Below are 2,811 nucleotides of genomic sequence, written 5' to 3'. Positions count from 1 at the left end.
CGCCCAACTCACAGATATGCACTATCGGTTTGAGCATGCCGTCATCGACATCATGGCCCACCGTCTGAACACGGAAAAGATCAGCCCGCTGATCTACGATCACGACATCGCGCCGTCACAGAAACGCTGGATGAGCTTTCTGCGGAAGCAAGAGGAAGCCCTACCCGGTATTAGCGGAACGGCCCGCTACCTCTATGCAAGCTTGCTGTTTGGCTTTGCCCGCACCACCGCCACGAGCGAGAAGCCAAAGGGATTCAACAATTACACCGATGGAGTTGAGGCTCTTGCGCAGTTCCTAGTTGAACGAATGGCTGCGATGCGCAACGACCTGCTATGGTCAGCCAGAGAGGTCAGACGTAAGAGAATTCAATCGAGCTTACTTAATAAGCTCTCTGATGGACCTCAAGACACTCGCACACTAGTGAGGCGATTTCACAGTCTTCCGGCTCGTGAATGCAATGAATTGCTGATCGAATTAGAGGAGAGCGGCGACGCGGTCTTGAGCCGGGGAAAATGGGAGTTGCCCGAGCGCAGAATCCCCCAAACCTAGCTTCCGTTATACCACGTCAGCTTGGATTGACACCCATTCGGAACCACGTCAGCGCATCTCGGCGCGGGAAATGGAAAACCGCGCTGACAACGCTGACACCACTGACAAGCGCTGACAAACGCTGACAACCCGCTGATTATGTCAGCATTTGTCTGCGTTTGTCAGCGCCCGACATCACAGCATCTGGGGCTATTGTATGCGACATTTCACCGGTAAGGCTGGTTTGACGAAGATTTCCCCACAAAATCCAGCGTGTTCAACATGGCTATCGCCGCAGACAGCTCAATCCCCCGCTGCAGCCCTGAAGAATGGGCCGATTTCCTCCATTTGGTACGCCACGGAATGCTCTTTGAGGTCATCAAGTGGATCGACTCAGGCAAGCCCACCCTGCGACCTGAGAACAAGCATGTGTCGCCATTAGAGGAAGCCGTGGCTGCGCCCAACCTCAGCCTGACCCAAGTCCTTTGGGAGAGGGCATGGCAAGACGAAGCAGAGGCCGACCGCGCCATGCACGCGCTCACATGGCGCAAAGGCAGCACTGTCATCCTGCGCTACCTGCTTGAGAATGGCTGCCCGACGGGATGGCTCAGTGGGTATGACCTCTGCCTCACCCATGATTTGGATCTGGTGCGTCTGGGAATGAAGCGAGGCGTGAACATCCTAGAGCCGGATGGATGGGCGTCAGCTTTCCGCCAGGTTGGGAGCCGGCCATTGATCCGATTCTACCTAGAGGAAAAAGATCGAATACCCGGCCTCAAGAAAGATGCGGTGGTAGCAATGTGCCGCTGTATTGCTGAATCAAGGCTGCGTGCCTTGTCCCTGCTGAAGTGGGCCGGGGTTGACCCCCTTGGTAGAGGCCCAAGCTACTTCTGGAATGAAGATGAGGTGGAGAATGAGGAGAATTGGGACGGCTTCCCCGCACTTCACATCTGTCTGGCAGAGCAAGCTGAGGAGATTCTCAAGTTTCTTAAACTGAAGCCATCTATCCCTCAGTGGCTGGAGATGCTCGACCACTGCTGTAGCAGCTTGGAGAGCACTTTCAATGCGGTACTGGATCTAATGCCTGACCATGAGGCCGCATTCGAAAAGTGCCCTGAGCAGGCTGGTCAGCTACTGGTTCGATTTATGAGGTCGGTTACATGGGCGCGCAGCTCTTGGTCCAGACCACGTGACAAGATCCTCAATTTTTGCATGAAGATGGCCGAGGCCGGCGTCCAAGCGGTCTGGAGGAACGAATCTGAGATCAATCGATTCCGACGCGATTTCTACAAAGCCCAGCATCAAGAGGAAATCCTGAGGGTGATTGCCAAACTCGAGGAACTCGCCACGGAGAAATCCAAGGCAGAACTGAAGCTCTTAATCGACAAACCTAAGATGCGAGTGCTTACGAGACAGATGCAGCCATCATTGATGGACAAGCTTGGGCTCATACAGCAAAAGAAGAAGCAGCCCCGCAAGAAAGCCAACACCGGGCAGAGTCCGTCCACCCCGGCGGCACGAGCTATTCCACAACCAAGGCCATACCCCAAGCACCTGCACAGCGGCGCGGTGGTGGTCAAACGGAAGGAGATTCACGAGAAGATTTGGAACCAGCCGGCCTCGTCCCTAGCCAAGGAGTTCGGGGTTTCGGGCTCGATGCTGGCCCGGATCTGCACCCTACTGAACATACCCAGACCTCCCCGCGGCTACTGGGCCAAGCGGCAAGCCGGCTATAAAGTCGCGAAACAGAGGCTACCCAAGCTTAGAGAGGGGCAAAGGGACTCGTGGGCCTTTTACTCTATAAAAACAGGGATTCCTGATTAGAAGGCCCAGTGACACAAAAGTGTCTACAATTTGTGTCTACACAGCCATATTCCTTAAAAGGCGAAACCCCTAACCCGTTGAGGGTTAAGGGTTTCAAATGGCTCCGGCGGTTGGGATCGAACCAACGACCTAGTGGTTAACAGCCACCCGCTCTGCCGCTGAGCTACACCGGATTTGTGGGGTGTCCTGAGGGCTGGAAGCCCCGTGGACGGGCAGGGACAATGAAATTAGCGTCCCCTTGGTTCAAGGGAAATTTAGCAGAAAATGCCCAAGATTCAAATGGTGGCGAAATACCGTAAATTGAGGGTTTAACCACCTGCTGCGAGGGCGACGATTTCGACACCGGCGCCAGCTTCGACCTGAGTTTTGTCGTGATCGCGGGCGAAGACGGGCTCTTGGTTGAGTTCGACCACCACCGGCTTGCCTTCGAAGCCGAGCTCTTTGAGCAGCTCGCTGAC

The 2,811-nt window shown here is 55.0% G+C and carries 2 protein-coding genes and 1 tRNA gene; 2 read left to right on the top strand and 1 reads right to left on the bottom strand.

The window, feature by feature from the left end; translation table 11 throughout:
* Nucleotides 1–550: hypothetical protein (locus V6D20_15210; protein HEY9817128.1), on the top strand; the 550-nt coding region annotated here is incomplete at its 5' end.
* Between the two features lie 261 nt (nt 551–811).
* Nucleotides 812–2,353: a hypothetical protein gene (locus V6D20_15205; GenBank protein HEY9817127.1), complete on the top strand. Its 1,542-nt coding sequence runs from the start codon at nt 812–814 to the stop codon at nt 2,351–2,353.
* A 98-nt stretch (nt 2,354–2,451) separates the two neighbouring features.
* Here the strand turns inward: V6D20_15205 and V6D20_15200 are convergent.
* Nucleotides 2,452–2,526: transfer RNA gene (locus V6D20_15200), tRNA-Asn, on the bottom strand.
* Nucleotides 2,527–2,811: the final 285 nt, after the last annotated feature.

This window comes from Candidatus Obscuribacterales bacterium (genome assembly GCA_036703605.1).
GTDB lineage: Bacteria > Cyanobacteriota > Cyanobacteriia > RECH01 > RECH01 > RECH01.
Note: the sequence above shows the minus strand (reverse complement) of the source record. Positions and strands in the feature narration are given on the sequence as shown.